The 24,301-nt window shown below is 40.3% G+C and carries 21 protein-coding genes; 3 read left to right on the top strand and 18 right to left on the bottom strand.

Annotated elements, in window-relative coordinates:
• Positions 1-64: 64 nt before the first annotated feature.
• Both BVH02_RS01740 and BVH02_RS01735 read left to right on the top strand, forming a co-directional pair.
• Positions 65-865: a hypothetical protein gene (locus BVH02_RS01740; protein WP_086498137.1), complete on the top strand. Its 801-nt coding sequence runs from the start codon at positions 65-67 to the stop codon at positions 863-865.
• A 12-nt stretch (positions 866-877) separates the two neighbouring features.
• On the top strand, positions 878-1,807 hold the full coding sequence (locus BVH02_RS01735; RefSeq protein ID WP_086498135.1) for a DUF4097 family beta strand repeat-containing protein: 930 nt from the start codon (positions 878-880) through the stop codon (positions 1,805-1,807).
• A 267-nt stretch (positions 1,808-2,074) separates the two neighbouring features.
• Here the strand turns inward: BVH02_RS01735 and BVH02_RS01730 are convergent, their stop codons facing one another.
• The 16 genes from BVH02_RS01730 to holA all read right to left on the bottom strand — a co-directional run bounded on the left by BVH02_RS01730 (position 2,075) and on the right by holA (position 20,957).
• On the bottom strand, positions 2,075-3,265 hold the full coding sequence (locus BVH02_RS01730; RefSeq protein WP_191278291.1) for an MFS transporter: 1,191 nt from the start codon (positions 3,263-3,265) through the stop codon (positions 2,075-2,077).
• Positions 3,262-4,281 (bottom strand): L-glyceraldehyde 3-phosphate reductase, encoded by a 1,020-nt coding sequence (gene mgrA, locus BVH02_RS01725; protein ID WP_086498133.1) that lies wholly within the window; start codon positions 4,279-4,281, stop codon positions 3,262-3,264. Before mgrA ends, BVH02_RS01730 begins: the two co-directional genes overlap by 4 nt.
• Before the next feature lie 23 nt (positions 4,282-4,304).
• A complete protein-coding gene (locus BVH02_RS01720) occupies positions 4,305-5,639 on the bottom strand; it encodes a YfcC family protein (protein ID WP_086498131.1) in 1,335 nt (444 codons plus the stop codon).
• Positions 5,636-6,766, bottom strand: coding sequence for a serine hydrolase domain-containing protein (locus BVH02_RS01715; protein ID WP_086498129.1), 1,131 nt, complete (start codon positions 6,764-6,766; stop codon positions 5,636-5,638). The genes BVH02_RS01720 and BVH02_RS01715 overlap by 4 nt, the downstream gene beginning before the upstream one ends.
• Entirely contained in the window at positions 6,763-8,109 is a 1,347-nt protein-coding gene (locus BVH02_RS01710; protein WP_086498127.1) for a flavin-containing monooxygenase, read from the bottom strand. The genes BVH02_RS01715 and BVH02_RS01710 overlap by 4 nt, the downstream gene beginning before the upstream one ends.
• An 8-nt stretch (positions 8,110-8,117) precedes the next feature.
• Positions 8,118-9,056 carry a DUF5996 family protein gene (locus tag BVH02_RS01705; RefSeq protein ID WP_086498126.1) on the bottom strand — a complete coding sequence of 313 codons (939 nt, stop codon included), beginning with the start codon at positions 9,054-9,056 and terminating at the stop codon, positions 8,118-8,120.
• Between the two features lie 49 nt (positions 9,057-9,105).
• Positions 9,106-9,804 (bottom strand): SIR2 family NAD-dependent protein deacylase, encoded by a 699-nt coding sequence (locus BVH02_RS01700; RefSeq protein WP_086498124.1) that lies wholly within the window; start codon positions 9,802-9,804, stop codon positions 9,106-9,108.
• 201 nt (positions 9,805-10,005) lie between these two features.
• Positions 10,006-10,665: a tRNA (guanosine(46)-N7)-methyltransferase TrmB gene (gene trmB / locus BVH02_RS01695; RefSeq protein WP_086498121.1), complete on the bottom strand. Its 660-nt coding sequence runs from the start codon at positions 10,663-10,665 to the stop codon at positions 10,006-10,008.
• Positions 10,666-12,075, bottom strand: coding sequence for a bifunctional folylpolyglutamate synthase/dihydrofolate synthase (locus tag BVH02_RS21715; RefSeq protein ID WP_223271767.1), 1,410 nt, complete (start codon positions 12,073-12,075; stop codon positions 10,666-10,668).
• A gap of 3 nt (positions 12,076-12,078) precedes the next feature.
• A complete protein-coding gene (locus tag BVH02_RS01685; protein ID WP_086498120.1) occupies positions 12,079-13,035 on the bottom strand; it encodes an energy transducer TonB in 957 nt (318 codons plus the stop codon).
• Between the two features lie 104 nt (positions 13,036-13,139).
• On the bottom strand, positions 13,140-13,529 hold the full coding sequence (locus BVH02_RS01680) for an ExbD/TolR family protein (protein ID WP_086498117.1): 390 nt from the start codon (positions 13,527-13,529) through the stop codon (positions 13,140-13,142).
• 1 nt (position 13,530) lies between these two features.
• On the bottom strand, positions 13,531-14,220 hold the full coding sequence (locus BVH02_RS01675) for a MotA/TolQ/ExbB proton channel family protein (RefSeq protein WP_086498116.1): 690 nt from the start codon (positions 14,218-14,220) through the stop codon (positions 13,531-13,533).
• Between the two features lies 1 nt (position 14,221).
• Entirely contained in the window at positions 14,222-15,007 is a 786-nt protein-coding gene (locus tag BVH02_RS01670) for a hypothetical protein (RefSeq protein WP_086498113.1), read from the bottom strand.
• Between the two features lie 67 nt (positions 15,008-15,074).
• Positions 15,075-16,793 carry a TonB-dependent receptor gene (locus BVH02_RS01665; protein ID WP_086498111.1) on the bottom strand — a complete coding sequence of 573 codons (1,719 nt, stop codon included), beginning with the start codon at positions 16,791-16,793 and terminating at the stop codon, positions 15,075-15,077.
• A 2-nt stretch (positions 16,794-16,795) separates the two neighbouring features.
• Positions 16,796-19,801, bottom strand: a complete 3,006-nt coding sequence (locus tag BVH02_RS01660) for a tetratricopeptide repeat protein (RefSeq protein ID WP_086498109.1) — start codon at positions 19,799-19,801, stop codon at positions 16,796-16,798.
• A 127-nt stretch (positions 19,802-19,928) separates the two neighbouring features.
• A complete protein-coding gene (gene holA, locus BVH02_RS01655) occupies positions 19,929-20,957 on the bottom strand; it encodes a DNA polymerase III subunit delta (RefSeq protein WP_086498107.1) in 1,029 nt (342 codons plus the stop codon).
• 347 nt (positions 20,958-21,304) lie between these two features.
• Between holA and BVH02_RS01650 the strand changes: the two genes are divergently transcribed.
• Entirely contained in the window at positions 21,305-22,030 is a 726-nt protein-coding gene (locus BVH02_RS01650; RefSeq protein ID WP_086498104.1) for a tetratricopeptide repeat protein, read from the top strand.
• A gap of 360 nt (positions 22,031-22,390) precedes the next feature.
• On the opposite strand, the gene BVH02_RS01645 is transcribed toward BVH02_RS01650, so the two are convergent.
• The gene (locus tag BVH02_RS01645; protein ID WP_086498102.1) at positions 22,391-23,233 is read right to left on the bottom strand and encodes a universal stress protein; all 843 of its coding nucleotides are present in this window, start codon (positions 23,231-23,233) and stop codon (positions 22,391-22,393) included.
• Positions 23,234-23,243: 10 nt separating this feature from the next.
• Complete coding sequence (locus BVH02_RS01640; RefSeq protein ID WP_086498100.1) at positions 23,244-24,164, bottom strand: 2-hydroxyacid dehydrogenase; 921 nt, start codon at positions 24,162-24,164, stop codon at positions 23,244-23,246.
• Between the last annotated feature and the right edge of the window lie 137 nt (positions 24,165-24,301).

Here is a 24,301-nt window from a genome sequence, read left to right as displayed (position 1 = left end):
TTTAGCTCTTTTATTTAGGTGAAAAAGTATACAAATGAAAAGCTCGATTCAAAATTTTTAAACAATGAAAACTAGCCTACTACCACTATTACTATTCTTCCTTTGTATCAGCCAGGCTCTTGCTCAGGGTGAACCAGACACGGTCATTTACACTAAAAGCAAAGTCATCTCAGCTTTTGGGAACTCGTGGACTTATAAACAACAAGATGATGGTAAATGGATTCTCGAAATACAGGAAAATGACGAAGTGGAAATCAGTGAAATTCACAAAAAAAGTAGATTTACGGCTGGACTGGACACTGAAATCGGAATCAATCAAGTAATTCCATCCGATCAAATGCCAACAGTGAAACCATGGGGATCTTGGTACTATGCCATCAATGTTTTAGGTAAGACCAAAGTCTCAAAAAACTTCCAAATTTACTCCAGCATCGGGGTGAACTGGTACAATTTCAAACTGGAAGACAGAAGTCTCATAGCCGTAAAAACTCCTGAAGGGATCGTCTGGGAAGAGTTTGCCGGGCCTGGCACAGGCACGAAATCCAAAATTTCAGCATCCTACCTCAACTTCACGTTAGTGCCAACTATCCTGACCAATAATCAAAAGCTCAGACTTGGACTTGGCGGATATGCTGGCCTCAGGATTGGTGGCCGAGGGAAATTCGTGTATGACGACGTGAATGGCGAAAAGCAAAAGCAGTTTGAAAAGTCCAATATGTACGTAGAAAACTTGCGCTATGGAGCTCGGGCAGAAATTGGAGTCGCCGACGTCACACTATTCTTTAATTACGATTTAAATAATCTCTTCCAAGAAAACTTAGGCCCAGAAGTCCAAGCATTAAGCTTTGGAGTCACTATCAGATAAAAAAAACTAACTATGAAAAATTTCATCAAACAATCAAGCTTGGCATTAGCCATGATGCTGATCTCAATTGTCAGCTTTGCGCAAAAAGTATTGGTAGACACCAATAAAAGTTATTCTAACATCAAAGCTATCGAAGTAAGTGGCGGCTGGCTGGACGTTTCCTTTGTCGGAGGTTCGGGATCTGAGGTAAAAGTGGAAGCTTTCTTAGAATCAACAAATGAGAAACAGGATATCGTCTTCGTGACTGTAGGCGATGTGCTAAAAATCTCTCATGAGCAGAGTTCATCTAATTCCTCTTGGGGCAAGACCAGCAGCAAAGGCTATATCAAAATCAGCGGACCAATGAATATAGATTTAAACATGAAAAACTCATCCGGATCTTTAGCGGTGGACAAAGTTGTTGGTGATAATACCACGCTAAGAGTTTCTTCAGGTAAAATCACCGCGACAAATATATCGGGAGACTTGAATATCAAAGCGAGTTCAGGAGCGCTTATTATTGATAAAGTATCCGGTGATGTAGAAGCTGGTGTCACTTCTGGAAATGTTGATATAAGTAATGTGGGCGGCGGTGTGTCTTATCAATCTACCAGTGGATCTCTGACAGCAGATCGAGTGAAAGGTGAACTTAGCGTCTCAATTACCTCAGGCAATGCCAAATTGAGTAATATTGGTTCTTTGGGTGCTATGAAATTTACCTCAGGAAACATCCGGGCTACCAATGCCGGTTTGAGCGGAAACACGAATTTCAATGGTACTTCTGGTAATTTCAAAATCCAGACTCCTTCTGACCTAAAAGACTACAATTTCTCCCTGAAAGCATCTTCAGGTAATGTTAAAGTGGGAGGAATCAACACAGGTAAAAACCTTGAAATCAACAACGATTCTTCTAAATGGGTGAAAGGATCCATCTCCTCCGGAAATATCACTATCGAAAATTAATAAGCCTTAAGGATTTTAACAGGCCAATCCACATGGATTGGCTTTTTTTTTAAATCGCCTAGAGCACGGAGCTCTTCAGCTTCACTAGGGCACTTTCACTTACAGAATTTCTTATTAACGAATAATATGAATGATGACCCTCATCTCTAAGTAGGCATGAGGCTGACAGTCTAAATTATCAAAGGCCAGCATGCAAGGCTGGGATTGAGGAGGAAAATATGTTTCCAGGCTGAGTAAGAAGAATAAAAATGGAAGGTTTTATTTATGTCACACCTTAACTACCGTCTTCCCTTTATCAAATGCCTTAAACAATACAATCCCTAGCAATGGCCCAATAAACAAAAGCGCTAAGACCTGATCAATTTGAAGCCATTTTAAAAGAAATTGAGCTAACTGTATGCTTACAATAGAAATGGCAAATCCCATAGAATTCACCAGAGTCAGTGCCGTTCCTCTGTATTCAGCAGGAACACTTTGAGCGACAAGCGTAGAAAATTGAGGCGAATCAGCAATCACAAGTATCCCCCAGATTAGAAGCAAACCAACCCAAATCCAACTTGGCAATCCACCTACTAACAATGTTAAAGCACAGCAAATCCCTGAGCCTACTAGTGCGAAATGAGCGACTTTTTTACTGCCTATTCGTTCAGCTATAATTCCCCCTACGGCACAAGAAAGGCCTCCTATGGCTATGACAATAAATGAAAGTAAACTATCACTTGAATCCATTGTCTCTGACCCTCTGAAAAAAACTATCAGAACCGGGACAAAAGCCCAAAAGGTATAAAGCTCCCACATATGCCCAAAATAGCCGGAAGCAGCACTTTTTAATGCTTTGATCTTTGAAAGTCTAGGTATTAAACTCAGATCAAATTTTAAATTGAATTTATGAAAGGGGCCATCGGGCACAAATAACCCTACTATGGCTCCACCAATTAATGCCAAACCGGAAGTACACCAGAGCACGATCTTCCATGAGAAATTCAGATCCAATCCTTTCAGGAGATGAGGAAAAGCAGTACCCATAACTAATGCACCTACCAAAAACCCTAAAGCAGTTCCTAAGCCTTTTTGAAAATAGTCAGATGCGATCTTCATTCCCACAGGATAAATTCCAGCTAGAAAAAAACCAACCATAAATCTACAAACCACAATCATGGTCAAGTGCATGGGTAAAACGACTATCAGAAGATTGAATCCTGCTGCTAAAACTGAACTAAAAAAGAAAACATCGCTGGGTGAAAAGCGATCTGGGATTGATAAAAATGCATAAAGAAGTGTCCCTACTATAAAACCCAATTGCACTGCAGTAGTTATGGTAGCCAAAATTCCTGGATTATTAAGGAGCTGGCTGATTTCAGGAACCACAGCATTCCCTGCAAACCACAACGAAGTGCCCAAAAATTGAGCAATAACGATCAAAATCAGGGCACTTCGAGATGTTAGTTGGGACTTCAAGCTCCTAGGATTCCTCTGATAGTAGTGACTTCCTCTGCATTGAAAACAGAATTCTTTACAGCAGCTACATTGTCATCCAGTTGCTCAGGTTTGGAGACACCTACCAAAACTGAAGTTATTCGCTGATCTTTCAGCAACCATGCAATTGCCATCTGCGCTAGAGTCTGCCCCCTACCGATAGCAATGTCATTCAGCTTTGAAATCATGCTGATCTTTTCATCAGAAATCTGTTCAGCTTTCAAGTATCTACCATCTTTAGCAGCACGGGAATCTGCAGGAATTCCTTTAAGATATTTATCGGTAAGCAGCCCTTGCTCGAGAGGTGAAAATGCAATACTTCCAACACCTTTTTCTCCCAGCACATCCATCAGGCCATTTTCCACCCAACGATCAATCATTGAATATCTCGGTTGATGAATCAAAAGTGGTGTACCTAGTCGCTCTAGAATTGCGTAAGCTTTAGCAGTATCCTCTGCAGAGTACTGAGAAATACCCACATAAAGTGCCTTTCCTTGTCTTACGAGAAGATCAAGCGCTCCCATAGTTTCCTCTAGTGGAGTTTCTGCATCTGGTCTGTGATGATAGAAAATATCCACATAATCCAAGCCCATCCGCTTCAAACTTTGGTCACAACTAGCAACCAAATATTTTTTAGATCCATAATTCCCATAAGGCCCAGGCCACATATCCCAGCCGGCTTTGGAAGAGATAATTAATTCATCTCTTAAAGATGAGAAGTCCTTTTTCATCATTCTGCCAAAATTTTCTTCAGCAGAACCGAATGGAGGTCCATAATTATTTGCAAGATCAAAATGACAAATTCCGAGGTCAAACGCTCTACGAAGAATGGATCTACCCAAAGTAAAATCCGCATTGTGACCGAAATTATGCCATAAGCCCAGACTGATTTCTGGCAGAACTAGACCACTATTTCCGCATCTACGGTACTTCATCTGATGATAACGGTCAGTCGCAGGCTGATAAGGTAAAAGTGGGGAATGCTCGTTGATATCCATTTATTTTAGGTTTGATTAGTTGATTAAGCGATCGAAAATAAGGCGATAATTACCGCAATCAAACCTAAGCCGAAGATTAATAGCCAAGATTTCCAAACATACGCAAACCAATCGTTGAATTTTATATCAGCGGCAGCCAAAATAGCTAGGATTGTTCCATTGGTAGGCGTTACCATATCCATCAGCGTTGAGGGATACTGAAAGGATAATACAGCTATTTCTCGAGACATCCCCAGAAGGTCAGTTAACGGTATCACCAGCGGCATTGTCAAAACTGCCTGGCCAGAAGTGCTAGGAACAGGAATATGGATGATTGCCTGTGAAAGATATAGACCAATGCTGGCGATTTGCCTAGGAAGAGATTCTAGCGGTTGAAGAAGCGTATGGATAATCGGATCTATTGCCATTCCTTGCTGTAATATCAGGTAAATGGCTTGGGCTAAGCCGATGATTACCCCAGCAAAAATCATTTCTGAAAAGCCTGCGGAAAATGTTCGGGCTGTTTCATTTAGTCCCAAACCACCAATCATCCCACAGCTAAAGCCTATCACTAAAAACATTGCACTCATTTGATTGTAATCCCAACCTTGTACAGCAACTCCCCAGATCATCAGCCCAATTCCGATGGTGGTGAGGGAAAGGATCAGGCGATGCCTCAGAGATATACTTACCTTTTTGATTTCCGTGGATGATAGTATTTCGGATTTTAATTTACCATTTCTGATATGATAAGCTATCCAGATAAAGACAGCCAATCCGAAAAAGATCATTCTAAAAGTAATCTCTTCAACCGGATCCACTTGTGCAATTTTCATGGCAATCAAGGACCCAAAAGGATTGAATGGTGAAAAAGCGGCTCCTATCATCGCAGAACCTACTCCTATGGAAAGGATGGCGCGTAGATCATAATTCGTTTTTTTCGCCAAAAGAATAAAAATTGGAATCAAGCCAATGAACTCCTCAGACATATAAAAAATTCCTCCGCAAATTGAACAAATAAATCCCAGCAAATAAAAGAGCAAAAAAGGCTTATTTCTGAATTGATAGATCATAGACTCAATCCCAACTTGCAGTGCACCAGTCTTTTCAATCACGTAAAAAGCGCCACCCAGAAGCAATATCAAAACCACCAAATCAGCCCGATCTATGATACCCGCAGGTATGGACAGCAAAATGTCATAGGCCCCAACATTTATATCTTCAACTTCTCTGAAACTACCCGGAACGACAATCTCTCTCCCGGTTTCCTCATCTAAAACACGATCAAATGAACCTGAATGGATAAAATATGTAGAGAGTCCAGCTAGAATTATAAACCCTAATAGAATGATGATGGGATGTGGAAAAGAAAGCTTCATTGAGAAATAGCTGAGATGACTTGGTTAGCAATTTCAACCCGAAAATTCTCGTCGTCATTGACATTAGCAAACAGAAAAATTCCCATTTCTACCTCTTTCGAATAAAAAAGAAGACTAGAATATCCAGCCTGTCCTCCAAAATGACCGATCCATTCGGCCCCATTTATTTGCCTTTTTTGGAAACTTAAAGGCGCCTCGGTTTCTCCAGCTGAAAGCCAGTCCAGAGCTTTATGATATATTCCCATTTCTCCTCTGAGAAGGTGAATCAGCGCCAAACTCATGTCTTTGGTGGTGGTGAGCAAACCAGAGGAAGGGGACGGAAATATTCGGAACCTAATCCGCTTTGGTTCCAATCTTTTCCAAAGAAAGGTTCGCTGATAACCAGTAAGTCCATTTCCCTCCAACGGCCAGCTGTTTATAAACCTAGAATTCACCATTCCTGATGGGGTCAAAACACTTGTTTGGATAATCGAATCAAAGGGGAGATTTTCTGATCGACTTAGCAAATATCCAAGTAAGTCGAAGTTAGTATCAGCATAAGAATAGGTTACTGATCCAGTTTGAAATTTATTGCCATTTTTCAAAAAATCTGCTCCCCAGTCTTGCAAGCTTTGAGATTTTGAAAAAGAGAAAATCATCTCTGAAAAATTCTTATCACGAAGTCCCGATTGATGAGTTAAAAGGCGGTGATAAGTAAGACTGTCGAGCATGGTACTATCTCCTCTAGCATCGCTATCTAGCAATCGAACATAATCTTGCGCAGTGATCCCTTTGTCTTGAAACACGCTAGCAACGCCTAGAGCAGTAAATATTTTGGACACTGAAGCCACCAGAATTGGGGTATCAATAGTAAGCAGCTTTTTTGTCTGCAAATCCTCATATCCAATCGCATTCAAATAGGAAACTTTGCCATCTAGGACCACTGCCAAAGAAAGACTTGGAAGTCTGTAGTCAGTAATCGCTTGGTAGAGTATAGAATCAATTTTTCCATGCAAATTTTCCTCAGGCGCAATCTTCGCAAGGGTGACCTTTGGAAAACTATACCACCACTCCCAAGCCAAAAAACCTATCGCCCACAGAATCAGCAGAACTAGTACATGTCTGATTTTTTGAGCCTTTACTTTCATTGCGAATGATTTAATTCCTTCTCTTGCCTTTTGGCCATAGAAACTTTAGACAGATAATTTTTTGGTAAATGCTGTTTAAGTTCTTTTACAAAAAGATGAAAATCAACCGTGATCGTATGCCTAGGCGTATTGATTTGTTTATAATGTGGGTCTGCCATTTCCTTCTGACAAAGAGCTGCTATGTTTTCGGGTCTTTTCCACTTCCCACCTAATTCCTGCGCCATCAATTTACTCTGAAGCTCGGCTCCTGGCCAGATACATCCCAGCGGCTGAAACATGCCTATAAAATAGAGATTGGAAATAGTGGGATGGAACATCTTTAGCCAAAGCGGAACTGGTCCATCAGAATAATTAATCAGATTTTTATCAAAAAACGGATGACTCAACCAGTAGCCGGTGCAAGCTACAATGGTATCAAACTCCTCTTCCTTCCCATCTTCAAAAATAACTTTTTTCCCCTCAAATCGCTTTATATCCAACCTTGGCTTTACTTTTCCATGGCGGATTTTATGCAGCAACTCATCATTAATCGTAGGGTGAAGAGAGCCGAAATTATTTGTGATAGGACGAAGACCGTAAAGTTTATTGTCACCAAGCATGATTCTCAGCAAGATTTGGCTGAAGAGTGTCCTTATTTTAATTGGTAGCCACTTAGTTCCTTCAGCAACTACATCGGTAGGTTTTCCAAAAAAGAATTTAGGAACAATCCGGTAACCTCTTCGCCAAGAAATCGCAGTTTTGGCCGATACGCGACTCGTCTCAACCGCTACATCGCAGGCAGAATTTCCACCTCCGATGACTAATACTCTCTTTCCTGCAAATGGGGCTGCTTTCTTAAAATTGTGAGAGTGGATAAACTCTCCAGTAAATTCTCCCGGATAGTCAGGGTATCTTGGTTTCCAATGATGTCCATTGCAAACCACTAATTGTGAGAATCTCTCAGCTTTTCGTACTCCTCCTTTTTCTATAGTTACTTCCCAAGTGCCTTTATCGAGTAGTTCACAGTGAACGACTAGGGTGTCAAATTGAATGAATTGATAGAGATTAAACTTGTTGGCGTAAGCCTGGAAATAATTCCTCAACTCATCATGCGAAGGATAATCTGAAACGGTAGGGTCGAAATCATCGAACGTAAAATCGGCGTATTGAGAGAGGGTTTTAGAAGAAATGATATGCGTAGTCTCGAAAACACTCGAATGACTTTCCTCATCTGAGTAAATCCAATTGCCTCCAACTTCACTATTCCGATCAAACGCAACCACTTCCAACCCTTGGTCCACAAGATTTTTCAATGCTGTGATTCCAGATGGCCCGACTCCTATTACTGCGATTCTTTGCTTCATTCGGTTGTCTATTTATTTTGGTCAAACTCCGAAAAATCGCAGTCTAAGTCCTCACGATTCCAATTTCCGGCTGTGGCGGCGGCTTCATAGGTGCTTTGTAGAAATTCAAGAAGTGTGTTTGACGGATCGGAGGATTTGCAGACGTCTTCGTAGTTCAGCATAAATTCACCCATGTCTTGGCTCCAATAGGCTTTATCTGGAGAAATGTTAGCCTTCTGAAAATCAGGAAAATTTGGATAACAATAAGCATAAAAAATCGGTGTTTTGAATTCTTCACTTCCTGGCCAAAATCCTACACTAAATGCTTCGTGGGAATAGGCTTCCTGCATGACAGATAAAGGGATATTGGGAACTTGTCCAGAAAACGCTGGAGCTTTATTTCCAGAAAAACGTGTGTAAGCCAGATCAAAAGATCCCCAGAAAAAGTGGATTGGGCTATTTTTGCCTGTGAATTTGGTTCTGAAAACACCAAACACCTTTTGAATTTGGACTAAGGTTTTCCAAAGGCTTTGTGCCGCATTGGCTTGGTATATCAGCCTCTTTTTGTTTTTATGAAATGGAATAGGATCAGCAATTTCATTGGGGCTTTCATGAATTTTCACAGCTATACCTAAAAACTTAAGCTTTTCCATCAAATGTTCATAAAAGCTAGCTACTGTCTGCCCTCCCAATGCAAAGCGATCTCGAGTACCATTGCTAGTTTTAATCCGCAATTCATGATTAATAAAATCAAACCTGATGTCAAAGAGACCACCATCATAGGGGATATTCCCTGTACTCAAACCCTGCGCATCCACATACAAGGCCACGTGCCAGGAGTGATTTTGCCAGGGAGATTTTTTGAGCCGAACTTTGCCCACGATTTGTGTCCACTGATGCAAGAGATAAATGGTATCTTTATTTTCTTCAAATTGAAATACCGGCCAAGAATTCTTTTTAGATGCCATAAATAAAGGTTTATCTCTCAATTTATAGACTTTCTTTTCTGATCAAAAATTATATTTCAGACTTTATCATTTTCTCCAAAGTCTTCACTCCATTCGTGGCACTTTCCAAGATAGTAATCACCTTCCTCCTGAAGTTAACTTCTGGCATTATTGGGTCAATCACATAAATCTTACTTCCAGCAGCAACATAGCTGACTAAACCTGCGGCCGGATAAACTTGTAGCGAAGTCCCGATCACCACGAAAAGATCTGCCGAAGCGGCTAATTCCATAGCTTCCTCCATCTTTGGAACTTGCTCACCAAACCATACAATATGCGGACGTAGTTGACTTCCCTTCTCACATTTATCGCCTTTCTTTATTTCCCAGTGATCAAGGTCATAAACTAATGTTGGATCAAGAGTACTCTGCGATTTTTTCAATTCCCCATGAAGATGAATTACATGCGAAGAACCAGCCCGCTCGTGCAGATCATCGACGTTTTGCGTGATGATCGATACTTCAAAATCCTTCTCGAGATCTGCCAAAATATAATGCGCCTGATTAGGCTCACAAGTAAGCAATTGCTTTCTCCTCTGGTTATAAAAATCCTGAACGAGTTCTTGATTGTTTCTCCAACCCTCGGGGGAAGCCACTTCCATCACATCATGGCCTTCCCAAAGTCCACCCGAATCTCTAAAAGTTTTGATTCCGCTCTCTGCAGAAATCCCCGCTCCACTGAGAACTACCAAGTGTTTCTTTTTGCTCATAATGATTGGATGTTGGATGTATAAAAGACTAAGGTAAACTACAATGAATTAGACGAAAAAACCCTCAGAATTAAGCTAGAAAAAAGCAAATAGTCGCTGATTTCTAACTTACTATTTAAAAATACCCGCAAAATCCCTTGCACAAATTTGCGCTAGTAATCAGCGAGCGTATGCGTGAAACCTATCTGAAATTACTTTGTCTCAAATAAATCTACACTTCAGATACTTGATCTTTTCTCCTTTGTCAGAGAACATTTTCTCGTACCGTGTCTGAATTCCAAAGTGATCATCCTTCCACTCGCTCTGGTAGAAATCATGTGTAAAACCAATTATCTCAATGTCTTCTCGGCTTTGAAAAAGGTCCAGTGAATAATTGAAAAGATCAGTGTTATCAGTTTTGAAGTGTAAAAAGCCATCTTTCTTTAGCATCGGCTTGTACATTTCCAAAAAGCGTGGAGATGTCAATCTACGCTTCTCATCTCCATCTCTAGGAAATGGATCAGGAAAAGTGATCCAAAGTTCTGATATCTCATCTGCAGCAAAATACTTCTCCAAAAGCTCGATCTGAGTTCTAAGGAAAGACACGTTGTGAATACCTTCAGCGGTAGCTGTAGAGCTACCTTTCCAGATTCTACTGCCTTTAATATCAACACCGATGAAGTTCTGATTGGGAAAATTGCGGGCTAGCCCTACTGTAAATTCACCTCTTCCACAAGCTAGTTCTACGACAATAGGATTGTGATTTTGGAACTGCACATCATTCCAGTTTCCTTTAATTGTGTCAAAAAGTGGCTTACCTGCCTGGATTACATTTGGGTTCTCGTCGTTTTCTTGAAAGCGAACCAGTTTTTTTCTACTCATCTAAAGCTCTTCGATTTCTGCAACTACAAAAGTACTCCCTCCCACAAAAATCAAGTCATCTTTTGAAGCATTTTTTCTAGCAAAAGCTAAAGCATCATTAATATCAGGAATAACCTCTCCAATTAAGCCTACTGAATTCGCCTTTTCTGCCAATTGATCAGCAGGCAAAGCTCGCGGAAGTTTCGCTTCGCAAAAAATATAATTTGCAGTTTTTGGAAGCATGGCAAGCACTTTGGAAATATCCTTATCCTGCACCATTCCGATCACAAGCCATAGCTTCGTAAAAGTGTAGGTTTCTAGTTGGGAAAGTATCTCGCGAAATCCCGCTTCATTATGCCCTGTGTCGCAGATAACTAGTGGATTCGACGAAAGCGTCTGCCATCTGCCTTTCAATCCTGTTAGTTCTGTGACATTATTTAAACCTTCACGAACCGCCACATCAGGCAATTCCCAACCCATTTGCCTCATCTGAGCGACTGATTCCAGAATTCCCGCTAGGTTATATTTCTGATAGTTACCATTCAGTCCAAAAGTCAAATTGAAGGTATTGTCATTCTCCGCCGTGTTTTGTGATTTTATAGACTGATTTAAACTATCCTCTGATTCTGTATTTATCTCCACAGACCGATTTAACTCTTCCGTGGTTTTTGTCTCCACAGACCATTTCAACCTATCTCCATGTATAATCCTATAATTCGCCTTTCCGTCTTCCTCAAACAGTTTGACAGCCATCCAGTTTTGATCAGCAAAGGTGATCGGAGAACTCATCTCCTTTGCTTTTTCAACAAAAACATCCTTTGTTTCCTCATGAGTTTCGCTGATGACTACAGGAATATTAGATTTGATAATTCCGGCTTTTTCCCCTGCTATCAAGGGCAGCGTATCTCCCAAGAACTGTACATGGTCATATCCGATATTGGTAATCAAGGAGAGCTCCGGAGTGATGATATTTGTGCTGTCAAAATTGCCACCCATCCCAACTTCTATAATGGCAATATCAACTTTCTCCTGTGCAAAAAACCAGAAGGCCATACCTACCGTCATCTCAAAAAAACTAGGTTTCAGTTCATCTAGAAAGCTTTTGTTTTCTTTCACAAACTGAACCACCAGCTCAGATTCTATTTCTAGGCCGTTGATTCTAATTCGCTCCGTGAAAGACTTGAGATGTGGAGAAGTGTAAAGACCAGTTTTATATCCTGCACTCTGAAAAATAGCAGCCAAACTATGGGAGGAACTTCCTTTCCCATTAGTACCTGCCACATGAATTGATTTGAATTTATTTTCAGGATTATCGAGATGATCGCAAAGAAGGATTGTGCTTCTCAGATCCTTTCTGAATGCAGATGCTCCCACACGCTGAAACATGGGAAGTGAATTAAACAAATAATCCAGTGTCTCCTGGTAATTCATTGCTTAATCCACCTTAATAACAAAGGTAATCTTGCCGCTAGAGAATTCTGCGGCCGCTCCACCTTGTTTCTTAAAGGATATCTGATTGACTACTTGACGATAATAGGCAAGAACGTCGTTAGATACATTGTATTCTAAAGGAACTGCCTGCACTACTCTGCCCGCATCGTCAATAGTGATTTTAAAAACGATCTTACCATTTCTGGTAGAAACTCTATCATTAATACTTGGCCTCTGAGCAAAGTCCCAACCTGCAAGATCTAAGCTATAGCCATCACCAGAATTAGACCCTTTTCCAGAGCCAACTCCCATGATCGCACGGCCATCGACTGTTCCTTTCGAATCACCTTCATCTCCTTTTTCAGTAGATGACCCCTGTGCCCCACCCGAAGCCGGTTTTGTACCTGTACCTGAAGTACCACCAGCTCCCATTACTGCTCGTTGATCAATTTTTGGCTTTTCAGGAGCCTTCTGAACTGTTTCTTTTTCCGCTGCTTTCGCAGGAGTTTCGACTGGCTTAGCCACTTCTTTCTTTACTGGTTCAGGTTTTTTGGTTTGCTCTGTTGCTTTCTCTTCTCCTTTGATTGGAGATGGCTTTGTCGTCACGGCCTTATTCACAGATGGTTTAGGCTGCGCTGCAGGCTTTGCCGTTTCTGTCTTTGGACTTGGGGGTGGAGAAGCTGGTTTAGTCACAGCTTCAGCTATGTCTCCTGGCGCTGCTGCTTCTACCATAGGTGTTATAGTTTCTGAAGGAGCATTTGGGCTATTTCTATCGCCCGAACCCGTAGGAGTAAAACCAAGATTTAGCTCCAAACCAAAAGTAGGCAAAGGTGGAATGGGCTGTTTCCAAACCACGATAAAGTAGAGCGCAATGAGAAGCAATACGTTGAAGATAATTGTGATTACCCACGATTTTTTCTTGCTCTCGCTCTCTATTTTTTCTGCGTTCCAGTATTCCATTGCACCTGCTTATAATTTGTCTTTTAATGGCCATCCCGATAGCTATCGGGAGGAATCTCTAATTAGGATCTTTCCAGTATGACGCTTAAATCATGCTCGATTTCTTAAAATGGTTTTGTTGCGATCGAAACATTTGCTTCCAACCCTGCTGCTATTCCTCCTATCTCTACCAAGTATTCTACAGGTACATCTTTGTCAATGTGTAAAACGACCTGACCTTTCTTATCCTTAAGCAAAGAAGCTAATTCTGCCTTGATTTGTTCCCTTGGAACTATCCTATCATTTACAGAATATTTGAGATCCTTGGTGATAGTAACGCTAACTTCCTGCATAATGATGTCTGAAGTTTCGCTAGAAGGCAAATTTACTGGCAATCCAGAAGGCGTGATGAAGGAAGAAGTAAGCATGAAAAAGATTAATAACAGAAATATAATATCTGTCATCGAAGACATGCTGAATGATGGATCTACTTTGTTTTTAGACTGAAGTCCCATTTTATTTATCTTGAAGCAAGTCAATAAATTCTATAGAAGTGTATTCCATGTTGTGTACAAGTTTAGACACCTTCGATACTAGAAAATTATAACCTAGGTAAGCAATGATACCTACTACCAAACCTGCAGCAGTTGTAATCATCGCTTCATAGATGCCTTCAGAAAGAAGCTTTGGTGAAACCATCCCCTCCTCTTGCGCTATAGCAATAAACGCCTGAATCATACCTGCAACTGTTCCTAAGAAACCAATCATGGGTGCAGCTCCAGAAACAGTAGCTAGTAAATTTAGATTCTTCTCTAACTTATAAATCTCGATTTTACCAACATTCTCAATCGCTACTTCAATATTTTTCAAGGGCGAACCAATACGCTCAATCCCCTTAGCTATCATATTTGCTACAGGTGTATGCTCGCCTGCACATAGAATTTTTGCTTTTTCAGTCTGACCACTTTGAACCAAAACCTTCACCTGATCCATGAGATAGGAGGAAGTTTTCGAAGCTTTATTAAGTGTGATTAATCGCTCTACAAAGATGAAAATAGCAAGAATGAACAACAGATAAAGCGGCACCATCATGTATCCGCCTTTGATCAAAAGATCAAGAAGTCCAATATTGTCTTTAGTGGCACCCATCGCCAGGCCATCTGCTACAGCAAGGGAGTCTGTAGAGAGTGTTTGAAGTAAAATCATATTAATATTTCAAAATCCATAAATCTTCTGTGTACTGATCTTTGACACGAGCAAGCTCTTCATTGATGGCAGTCCAGCCTCTTGAAGTCCCTATTGCCAAACGATAATTTGTTACATCTTCGTATGGTAATATCAGATAAACTGTCTCTGCTCTATTCATATACTTGTTCGCCTCCTCCAAAGCCATAGCTTCATTTGGGAGGCTTCCAATGATAATATAAAATTGAGCTCGATCCGCTTTTTCTGTAACTCGAACCAACGTTCCAGACACCGTAGACGCAATAGTTGTACCAGTTTGGCCTATTCCAGGAGCTGGCGAATCAGAACTTGCTGAATCTGAAATAGCTGATTGATTTTCAGTGATTTGCGTTTCTTCACTTGGGGTAGAATTAATGGCCGCAGCAGGGTAATCAGTACTATCTGATGCATCTGACGTTTCAGCTACAACTGTCTCAGGATCAAAACCAGAAACTACCGATTGATTCATTTGCCAAATAATCAGCAACACAACCGCTAGAGCCAATAGTGCAGCAATCCATATCCATGAATTATTGTACTTTTTTGCTGCGATTTTAGGCTTGGGTTTGGCTATTTCTTCTGTATCTGAATAAATAGGTTTTACTGCATGAATTGTCTTCTTCTTAATTTCAGCCACATTGATTGGCTCCACCTTTTTCTCCTCTTTCTTAGAAATTGTAGCTTGATTAAGCGGAACAACTTTTACAAAAGGAAGTCCAAAATCAGCTGGATCAGTCCATTGCTTAGTATCTGTGGTTTTATCAGTCATTGCTTGTGGGGAATGTTACGAAACTAAATGAATTGAGTCTAAACCCCAACCCGAGCCTCAAACAATCTTAGAATTTAAACGATGCCCCGCCGATAAACTGAATTCCTCGCACAGGATAATTCAACCAACGCATGTTTGTAGCATTGAATATATTATTGCCTACGGCAAAAACAGATATTCGATCGGTAATTCCATAATCGGCCTTCAGTTGCAAATCAGCTATTGTTTTTAATTTCACTACCTCATAAGGTCCATGATTTCCTACCGTATCGCCCATCGCATTCCCTCTAGCTTTCAGCCCACCCATCAAATTCAAATTCGCCTGTACGATCAAGCGAGCTAGTGGAGTGATTTGATTATTCACTCTCAGTTCCCAAGCTGGCTTATTCCATGCTTCTGCCTGAGTACTCAAGTCATACTGATACAAATCCAATCTGCTATTCAGCGTGTAAAGGTCAGAGAACTTATAACCTAACTCTGCATTAATATTAAAAACTGTCGTCTTGTCGTCATATGCCAAGCTAAATCTAGCCGAATCTGCTATTACCAAATTGTTTTTGTAATTATTCACAAAGAAGTGCATCTGGTTATAGCGGCTCATGTTGACTGCACCACGATAGCTAAATGCCCCATTAAACTGACCTTCTATACCTGCTTCAAATTTATAATTCTGAACTGTATTGAGCAGCTGATCACTTGGTCCTAAATAGGGGTTTTCATTCACAAAACTGTAATACGTATTCCGCTGCACATCTCCTGAAAACTCAGCAAAAAAGCCAAATTCCTCTGCAAACTTATAATTCGCTTTGAGCACTGGAAATACATGAAAATCACTTGCCTTATTCTCTAGGGAATCATTTTCCGAAACAATATTTACACCCGCTGTGAAGTTGAAGGCGTCGTATTGATAAGAAACCGTAGGGCGGATGGCAAAATATGTACGAGTCAAAGAGTAATTCAAGTCCTGTGGTTTAGTGGAAAAATAAGACAATCCTATTCTACCTGCCCAGTCATCCATAGGCCTGAATGTACCGCTAGCTTCTATCCCCACTTGGTTTTCTTTCACTAGATAACTATCTGTGAAATTTCTAAAGCTCAATTGCCCTTCGTATGAGAAAGGTCCAACTTTCTCCAACTCACGAATACCAGCTTTCACTTCAATGGCTTGAAGGACATTACTATCAAATCCTTTAAATAACCCATTCTCGTCAGTCAAGAAATTTGGATCCTCACCATAGAACTGATAACTATCCTGATTCCAACTTAGTCCACCAAATACTTCAAATAGATCTGTGAAATAGCTTCCGTCAAAGCCCAAGTTCGTATGAGACTCTTTTGATTCCTCAGCCAGAACAGGTCCTTTACCAAAACTTTGATGATTCAATTGCAGCGAATAATTGAAGTCAGCAATATCAGTCTTCATGTATCTCGCCTCTAATAGTGGAGATGCAAAATTACCGTAACCTGCGCGTATGTAGCCTGGATATAGGTCTAGTCGCTCTGGCGTATACACTTTCTGTGAAGGTTCAGCTTTGAGATCCAAAGGTTTTAAATTCAAAGGATAGCTGCTCACCAAGTAATTATATTCATTCAAGCCGGTTGGCTTAGGTAGCACAGGTAGTTTCTCGTACATTCTTGGCTGCACCGGTACAGTGAGTACTCGGTCTTTTCGGATCACAAATTCCTGATCAGTTACAGCTCCGCGTTGCTGCGTCTGTGCCGAAATTCCTCCGTATGTCAAACCTATTATTCCTGTCAAAAGGATAGTTTTCGCTAGCTTCTTCATGCTTACTTAAGAGTTTGAAGTTTGGATTGTGCCATTTGTTTAATTTCAGCATTGGTTGCATTCACCACGATTGATTCCAAAGTAGCTTTCGCCTGGAACTCCTCCCCGCTTTTTAAATAGTTATCAGCCAAAAGCAAGAATATCCTCCCATACCAATAATCGTAATTGGCGAATGCTCCCGCTTGGTCAAAAATCAACTCGCTTGATTGGTTAATATCACCTTTCTCTTGTGACGCTAATGCCAACAAATAAAGCCCTTCTGCTCCCTGCGCCGTTTTGTAATCTGCGACCAAAGCTGTCAATGTCAATTCCGATTGAGGTTTTTGGTTCAATTCTTTTTGAGATTTTGCTTTGATCAGCAATGCCTTAGGAGAAGATTCAGGAATTACTCCATCCAGCGTGGCTAAGCGCTCTGCTTGTACAATTGCCTGCTGATATTTTTTGGTTTCAAAATTCGCAACCATCAAACCTTGAACAGCTTCAGCTTCCTCTGGTTTGCTTCGTGCGTTCTGAACGGATGTCTCTAAGTAAGGAATTGCTTGGGCGAAATTTCCTCGCTCCAACTCTATCACTCCAAGCTTCTGCATAGCACGAATTCGCTGTGGAGAAGCCGGCTCTATTTCTAATGTTTTGAATTGGGCTAATGCTCTTTCTGTTTCACCTACTTGCAGGTAGCTATCTCCTAAGAAATACAATGCATCTGCACGCTGAGCTGATTGAGGATAGCTTTTCAAATAATTCTCAAAACTTCTAACCGCCTGAGAATAATTTTTATCGAAAAATGCACCTTTTGCAGCTTCAAACTCCAATGACTGAACACTACCGCTACTAGGATTTGAACCTTTGTATTTGGTCAGATAATCAGAAAACTCCCCAGATCTTCCTTGAAGGGCGAGTGTCTCCTGAAGTCCTTTTAATGCTGTTTCAGAGTTTTCAGAGTTGGGATGATTATTCAAAATTGTACTGTAATCCTTTATGGTTTGCTCATATTTCTGAAGTGAGAAATTCGCAACAGCCCTGCCTTCCAAGGCATACGGTACAAATGGACTATTTGGCTTGGTGTTTAGCAGGTCAGAGAAAGAAACAGAAGCAGCCTGGTAGTTCGTCTCCTCCATATAAATCTGCCCACGCTGATACAAAGCATCTTCTAGATACAAGCTATTCGGATAGCGGGAAATTAGCACATCCAGTTGGCTTAAAGCTTGCTGATTGCTTGACTGGAAATTTTGTACAACAGCCAATCTGTAATACGCATAATCTACTCCTGAATTCCCTTCGTTAATCGCTCTCTGGAAAGTGGAAGCAGCTTCTCCAAAACGCTTCTGCACATAGTAACAATCGCCTAATCTCAAAACCGCATCATCGTATTGCTGCTTATTCGCGATGACCTGCCTGTTCTCTGTAAATTTCCTAAACTGCTCCTCGGCTTTTGGATATTGCTGGGAATTGAAGTAGGCATACCCAAGTCCGTAATATGATTTGGCAACTGTGCCGTTAGCTCCAGAAGGACGATTGCTTAATACAGCCTCATAAGATTTGATCGCCTGCGGCAAATTATTTGCAGCTGAATTGATTTCTCCTTTCCAAAAATGCGCGTCTAATACTAAACTCTTATCAACTGGATATTGCAGAGACTTATCAAGGTAGGCCAATGCCGGATTGTATTTCTGATCACGGTAATACACCATCGCCTGATAAAAAGCAACTTTTTGATAAGCTTCCCGGATTCTTGGCGACTTGTTGGATATTTTATCCATCTGATCGATGGCACGCAAGTAATCGTTGGTATTGACCAATGCTTCCGAAAGCAAATTCTCAGCTTCTACCTTATATTTTCCCGAAGGATAAGAATCAATATATTCGTCCAAAGCGGTGATCGCATCTTGGAAGCTGCCTTTTTGTAAGTTTACCTTCGCATAATTAAAAATAGACTCCTCCTTGATTGCTGGGTTGAAATCTGATTTTGCAGCCGACTGAAAGCTAGTGGAAGCAAATTGGTAATTTTCTAATTTTAAGTACGATTGAGCCAGGTAATAACTAGAAGCTTGTCCGATTTCGTCAGAAGAAGAAGCCGATACTTTCAGGTAATCAGTAGCGCGTTGGTAGTTTTTAATTTCAAACTGGGAAATACCTGCTTTGTAAATCTCATTTCTTCCGAGCTCTTCACCTTTACGTGAATTAATAAAAGCATCATAGTTTTCAGCTGCCTTTGGGAAATTCTTCTTGGCATAATAAGCTTCTGCCAAGTACAAATAAATAAGATCCTTTTTCTCGAGGTTTTGACCTGTCGTCATCTTTGGCTCAGCAAAAGAGATCAACTGGTCATAGCTTCCTTGCTTGTAATATAGTGCCGCTAATAGATACGGCACTTTGTTGGCGTAAGCAGGAGATTGAGAGGCAGTTTGAAGATCTGAAATAGCTTTTTCGTTATTCCCATTTTCCATGGCGATAAAACCGCTGTAATAATAGGAATCAAAACTAGCTTGCTGGTTTAGTGCTTTTCCTTGATCGAAATAAGGAGCAGCTTCAGCATACTGGTTAAGTTGGAAATGAGAATAACCCTGCTTGAAAAGTACATCTGCCTGATTTTCTACGGTCAATTTTTTCGTATCAACTAGCTTATAGCTATCAATCGCTTCTTTGAAATTCCTTTTGAAGAAAAAATGATCCCCTAAATACAGACCTGCAGTAGTCACTGAAGGGTCATTACCATGATCAAAAATGTACTTTTTCATCAAGCCGGCACCGTCTGGACTTTCCAGCTGCAATGCTGCCATTGCGCGATTCAGCTCAGCTGTTTTTGCTTGACCTGAGTTGACTGGTTTTTCAAGCAGTCGTGTATTATCGTAAATACTTGCAGAAAAAAACTTCTTGTCGAAAAGCTCCAGATTGTGATCTAGCTTCTGTTGTGGGCTAGTCTGATATAAACTTGACTGGGAATACCCATTCAAACTAAATCCAAGACTCGAGACGAGCAGGCTCGCAAGGAATACAAGATAATATTTCATATGTTTTTAATTGACTTTCATTGGGCATACCTATTCCGATATATCGGAATGGGATCTCGCATGATGTAAATCACCCTCCTACTATCACGCGTGTAGTGATGCTAGATTTCATAGAGAGCTTAGGTAATCAGTGCAAAATCTTGTAAACAAGCTCGCGGAGGTTTTCTGCTTCGCTCATGCTTCCGGAATCTACTCCTTTGAAACGAAGATCAGCCTCTTTGATGTAGGCGAACACATCAATTACCTTGCCCAAATTATAGTTTCTGGAGGCCACCATATATTCTTTGACTACAAAAGGAGGAAGTCCCAAAAGGCTCGCAAGTTGCTGTTCATTTGCACCATTTCTCTTTGCCTGATGAATCAGGGCTATTTTCGTGAAATAGTTAAATAACAACGAAAACATAGGAATCACCGGGTTTGCCTTTGGATTTTGGATGAAAAAGTGAATTATCTTATTCGCTTTCATCACATCCTTAAAACCTATCGCATTTAAAAATTCAAAGTTATTGTAATCCTTATTGATTCCGATGTACCTGGAAATGTGTTCGTTGGTGATTTTAGTAGGCTCCCGAAAGTTGATCAGCATTTTTCCTATCTCATTGGAAAGAACCTCTAGATTATTCCCAATAGAATCTGACAAAAGTTGTGCTGCACGCTTATCTATTGAGTGCTCAGTTTCCTTTATAAAACCCTCTATCCAATCCGTTAATTTGTAATCTTTGATCTTATCCGACCTGACGTAAACAGCTTTTTTGTCCAACTCTTTGTAAAGTGCACTTCTTCCATCCAGCTTTTTATACTTGTGTGCAAAAACCAGAATCGTACTTGGAAGTGGATTTTTGACATAGCTGATTAACAATTTTTGCATGTCTTCTTTCCCCAAATCCCCTAAACTTTGAGCTTCTTTAATGATCACCACTTGGCGATCAGCCATCATTGGGAATTTTCGCGCATTATTGAGAATCAAACCAACATTTGAGTCTTTTCCATACAAAATGACCTGATTAAATCCACGCTCATGTTCTGCAATCGCATTTTTCTCTATGAAATTCACAATCTCATCTATAAAGAATGGCTCCTCCCCGTCCAAAAAGTAAATAGGAGCAAATTTTTTCGCTTTCAGGTCTTTTAGTACCGTTTGTGGATTTTGAGGCATTTGGCAATGAATTCTTGAGAGCTTAAAGATAACATCAGTATCGATTAGCTGGCAAAAACCAGAGAAAGATTCTTTGGTAAACTATTCAGCGTTTAACTTTGTCTTTGTGTAGTTAGGAGGTTGGGAGTTGGAAGTAGGAAGGTTGTGTAAGCGGTGTGAGGTAAAAATTTTGAGTAGTAAGTAGTGAAAGGTGAATAGTAAGTCAAAAGTGAGAGGTAAAAAGTAGTAAGAAGTAAGTTTTCTTATGTGGACTTCGACAGACAACCAACCAATTGATAAATAAAATATAAAAATTGCGTCCTCTGCGTTAACCTCCGCGAACTCTGAGGTAAAAAAAAGAAAAGAATATGAGCTTCGAAAAAGGAATAGAACTTTATAAATCAGGAAAATTTGAAGAGGCCTTAGCCATATTCAACCAACTGGTGAAATCAAATCCTAACCAGTCACAGCTTCATCTCAATCGAGGCAGGATACTTTCCAGACTTGGGAGGACAGAGGAAGCACTGATTGATTTTGATCTGATCACGGCTTTAGAACCTTATAATACCGACTTCATGTCAGACCGAGCGGTAGTTTTGCACTTACTCAAAAGAAATGAGGAAGCGCTGACAGAACTCGATAGAGCCGCAAATCTAGACCCTAAAAACCCATATCGCTACAGTAGTCGCGCGTACTTCAAAGACCGTATAGGAGATTTGAAAGGAGCGATCGAAGACTATGAAAAAGCGATAGAATTGGATCCTGAAGATGCTGTTTCACACAACAATAAAGGGATGGTTGAGGAAAAAATGGGCTATCAGGCCAAATCGAAAAAGAGCTATAATAAAGCTGATGACCTTGTTGGCTATAAACCGGCTGAAAATTCAACTTCAAATACTCCCAATTCAAAAGAAAATTCTGAATTCCCAGAAATAGGAAAAAAGGCAAGCGAAAAACCTGTTTTTTCAAATCAGAAAAAGGAAATGAGTTTTAATCATTTCTTGAACACATTCGGTTCTGTTTTCACCAATGCTGAGGCAAGAAAGGAATTTGGTAATTATTTGAAAAAATTGATCAGGGGGAAAAGTGAATAATATGGATTGGGCCGTTGGTATTCGTTAAAAACTACTACTTCTTATTCTACCCAAAATTCAAGTACCCATCGCGGAATTGGTGGGCTTTTAAAAAATAAAACCATCGGGATCTAACCATAAATAGCCATGGGTGCAAATTATGGATTTGAAATAATCCTGGTAGATCAAAAGCCTTAAAGGGGTTGAAAAGGTTTTTAGTTCGACAGCTTCGCCGTCGATTAATAATCAGCATCAATTCATACCCCGCACTACATACGGTGCTATTTTTGGTTTAATTCCTTAGCGATCAAGTAATGAGAATCGTTCTTCCCCTTTGGGCTACCTTCGCGATCCATGGGATTAACACACCTTGATACAAAATCAAAAAGACTTAATTACCCACAGCGGCTTATTGATGAAATAAGCCATTTTTTTGGAGAGGCTTTTTGAAAATATCTGATCAAAGAAAGACTTCTTTTCACTGAGGGTAACTAGTATATCGCCCTTAGCAGTTTGTAGATAATTCTCCAGCCCCAATGCAACATCGTCACGGAAAGATTTCAGCACATAGTTGACTTTCTCGTACTTAACAAAAGGCTCGATCTCCGCAACCATTGTCATGTGTAGGGATTTATCAAGCGCTTTGTGAGTGGTAGTAACATGAACTACATCGATTTCAGAATCAAAAAACTTGGCAACTTCTACGATTTTCTGAATTGCTATTTTGTCCTCCTCCAGGTAATCACTCGCATAGACAAGCTTGCGAGGAGCTTTAAAATACACTTTCCTTGGGACTACCAAGATATCACGCTCAGACTGTTCAACGATTCTGCTTGCTCTGGAACCGATGATGTTTTCTCTAAAATCATTTACTCCTTCGGTGCCAACTACAATTAATCCAGCTTTTATTTCAGAGGCATAGCTTAGCGTTTCTTTTACAATGCTACCTTCCCTCAACACAGAAACACAGCTTTTCAAACCATTTGTTAAACTTTCCTTAAGTACTGCTTCCTGTAAGTTTTGAAGTTTTTCCAGCACAAAATCCATTTGATGTTTACCTGTCGGATCACTAGGAGATAATTTCACATAATCCTCCCGGTTCAGCACATGAAAAAGAACCAAATCCGCCTTGTACTTTTCTCCCAATCTACTAGCATACTCAATGGCATTCAATGAGCATTCAGAAAAATCTGTGGGACATAATATTTTAAAAGTTTGTGCCATAGTAAGCTCCTTAATAACCTTTGGTTCGGTTTACAACATTTACCAATTCTTTATTTTCTCTGGAACGCTTGATATTTTCTATCACCTGCGGAGCTGCAGCTTCAGGATTTGTGACACTCGCAATATGTGGAGTCATGGTGATTTTCCAGTTCTCCCAAAATGGGTGATCCTTAGGTAATGGCTCTTCTCTGTACACGTCTAACATGGCGCCAGATAGCAAACCTTGCTCCAAGGCTATTGTTAAATCATCATCTACCAAATGCTTACCACGAGCTACATTGATAAGATATGTATTGGGATTACATTTTTCAAATAATGCTAGATTAAGAATATTTTCGGTATCTGGAGTCAGCGGAAGTAAGCAAACCAACACATTCACTTCCTTCAAAAACTCATCGAGTCTATCCTTAGTGTAATACGGGTATTCAAAATCAGTTTTATCAGAAAAGCCAAATCCAACTACCGGGAACCCCATATTATTAAGTTTGTCCATCACATCTTTCCCCAGAGCTCCTACCCCCATCACTCCCACTGTCACATCAATTTCAGGGTAGCTCATGTCCCAAACTTTTCTCGTCTGGTTCATTTGAAAGCGAGGAAATCTTCTATGGTAATTCAGCACAGCCATCACCACATAGTTGGTCATGGAAAAAGTGAGTTTATCATCTACTATTCTCACTATGGGTATATGTGAAGGAATGGATTTATCTCGCAAAATATGATCAACCCCAGCCCCCATTGAGCTAATCATCTTAAGATTTGGGAAGTCAGAAAGAATTCCTTCGGGATGCTGCCAAAGGAAAGCATATTCCACTTTGTCGGGTTCCGTGATCTGTGGATAGATTTCAATGACCAAATCCGGTGCAAGGGTTCTAAATTCTTTGATCCAAACGTCTGGATTTTTACCAGGACTAATAATTGCTAAACTCATAATGATCTATACGGATGATATAAATTGGAGATGAAAAACAACAGAAAAACTTCTAGTTATTACTACGTAATGAAAAGTCGATTTTAACTTACGGGCTCAAAACCTACAAATTGCTAAACTTTTCAGAACCTACTTTC

The organism is Algoriphagus ratkowskyi (genome assembly GCF_002150505.1).
GTDB lineage: Bacteria > Bacteroidota > Bacteroidia > Cytophagales > Cyclobacteriaceae > Algoriphagus > Algoriphagus ratkowskyi.
The sequence above is the reverse complement of the archived record's forward strand: the minus strand, read 5'-3'. Positions and strand labels throughout refer to the sequence as shown.

Excerpts from the sequence above, each read along its gene's own strand:
- BVH02_RS01670 (WP_086498113.1), bottom strand. The coding sequence starts at position 15,007 with ATGACTGATAAAACCACAGATACTAAGCAATGGACTGATCCAGCTGAT.
- BVH02_RS01680 (WP_086498117.1), bottom strand. The coding sequence starts at position 13,529 with ATGGGACTTCAGTCTAAAAACAAAGTAGATCCATCATTCAGCATGTCT.
- BVH02_RS01645 (WP_086498102.1), bottom strand. The coding sequence starts at position 23,233 with ATGGCACAAACTTTTAAAATATTATGTCCCACAGATTTTTCTGAATGC.
- BVH02_RS01685 (WP_086498120.1), bottom strand. The coding sequence starts at position 13,035 with ATGGAATACTGGAACGCAGAAAAAATAGAGAGCGAGAGCAAGAAAAAA.
- holA (WP_086498107.1), bottom strand. The coding sequence starts at position 20,957 with ATGCCTCAAAATCCACAAACGGTACTAAAAGACCTGAAAGCGAAAAAA.
- BVH02_RS01705 (WP_086498126.1), bottom strand. The coding sequence starts at position 9,056 with ATGGCATCTAAAAAGAATTCTTGGCCGGTATTTCAATTTGAAGAAAAT.
- BVH02_RS01735 (WP_086498135.1), top strand. The coding sequence starts at position 878 with ATGAAAAATTTCATCAAACAATCAAGCTTGGCATTAGCCATGATGCTG.
- BVH02_RS01715 (WP_086498129.1), bottom strand. The coding sequence starts at position 6,766 with ATGAAAGTAAAGGCTCAAAAAATCAGACATGTACTAGTTCTGCTGATT.
- BVH02_RS01640 (WP_086498100.1), bottom strand. The coding sequence starts at position 24,164 with ATGAGTTTAGCAATTATTAGTCCTGGTAAAAATCCAGACGTTTGGATC.
- BVH02_RS01660 (WP_086498109.1), bottom strand. The coding sequence starts at position 19,801 with ATGAAATATTATCTTGTATTCCTTGCGAGCCTGCTCGTCTCGAGTCTT.
- BVH02_RS01675 (WP_086498116.1), bottom strand. The coding sequence starts at position 14,220 with ATGATTTTACTTCAAACACTCTCTACAGACTCCCTTGCTGTAGCAGAT.
- BVH02_RS01665 (WP_086498111.1), bottom strand. The coding sequence starts at position 16,793 with ATGAAGAAGCTAGCGAAAACTATCCTTTTGACAGGAATAATAGGTTTG.
- BVH02_RS01720 (WP_086498131.1), bottom strand. The coding sequence starts at position 5,639 with ATGAAGCTTTCTTTTCCACATCCCATCATCATTCTATTAGGGTTTATA.
- trmB (WP_086498121.1), bottom strand. The coding sequence starts at position 10,665 with ATGAGTAGAAAAAAACTGGTTCGCTTTCAAGAAAACGACGAGAACCCA.
- BVH02_RS01650 (WP_086498104.1), top strand. The coding sequence starts at position 21,305 with ATGAGCTTCGAAAAAGGAATAGAACTTTATAAATCAGGAAAATTTGAA.
- BVH02_RS01700 (WP_086498124.1), bottom strand. The coding sequence starts at position 9,804 with ATGAGCAAAAAGAAACACTTGGTAGTTCTCAGTGGAGCGGGGATTTCT.
- mgrA (WP_086498133.1), bottom strand. The coding sequence starts at position 4,281 with ATGGATATCAACGAGCATTCCCCACTTTTACCTTATCAGCCTGCGACT.
- BVH02_RS01740 (WP_086498137.1), top strand. The coding sequence starts at position 65 with ATGAAAACTAGCCTACTACCACTATTACTATTCTTCCTTTGTATCAGC.
- BVH02_RS21715 (WP_223271767.1), bottom strand. The coding sequence starts at position 12,075 with ATGAATTACCAGGAGACACTGGATTATTTGTTTAATTCACTTCCCATG.
- BVH02_RS01710 (WP_086498127.1), bottom strand. The coding sequence starts at position 8,109 with ATGAAGCAAAGAATCGCAGTAATAGGAGTCGGGCCATCTGGAATCACA.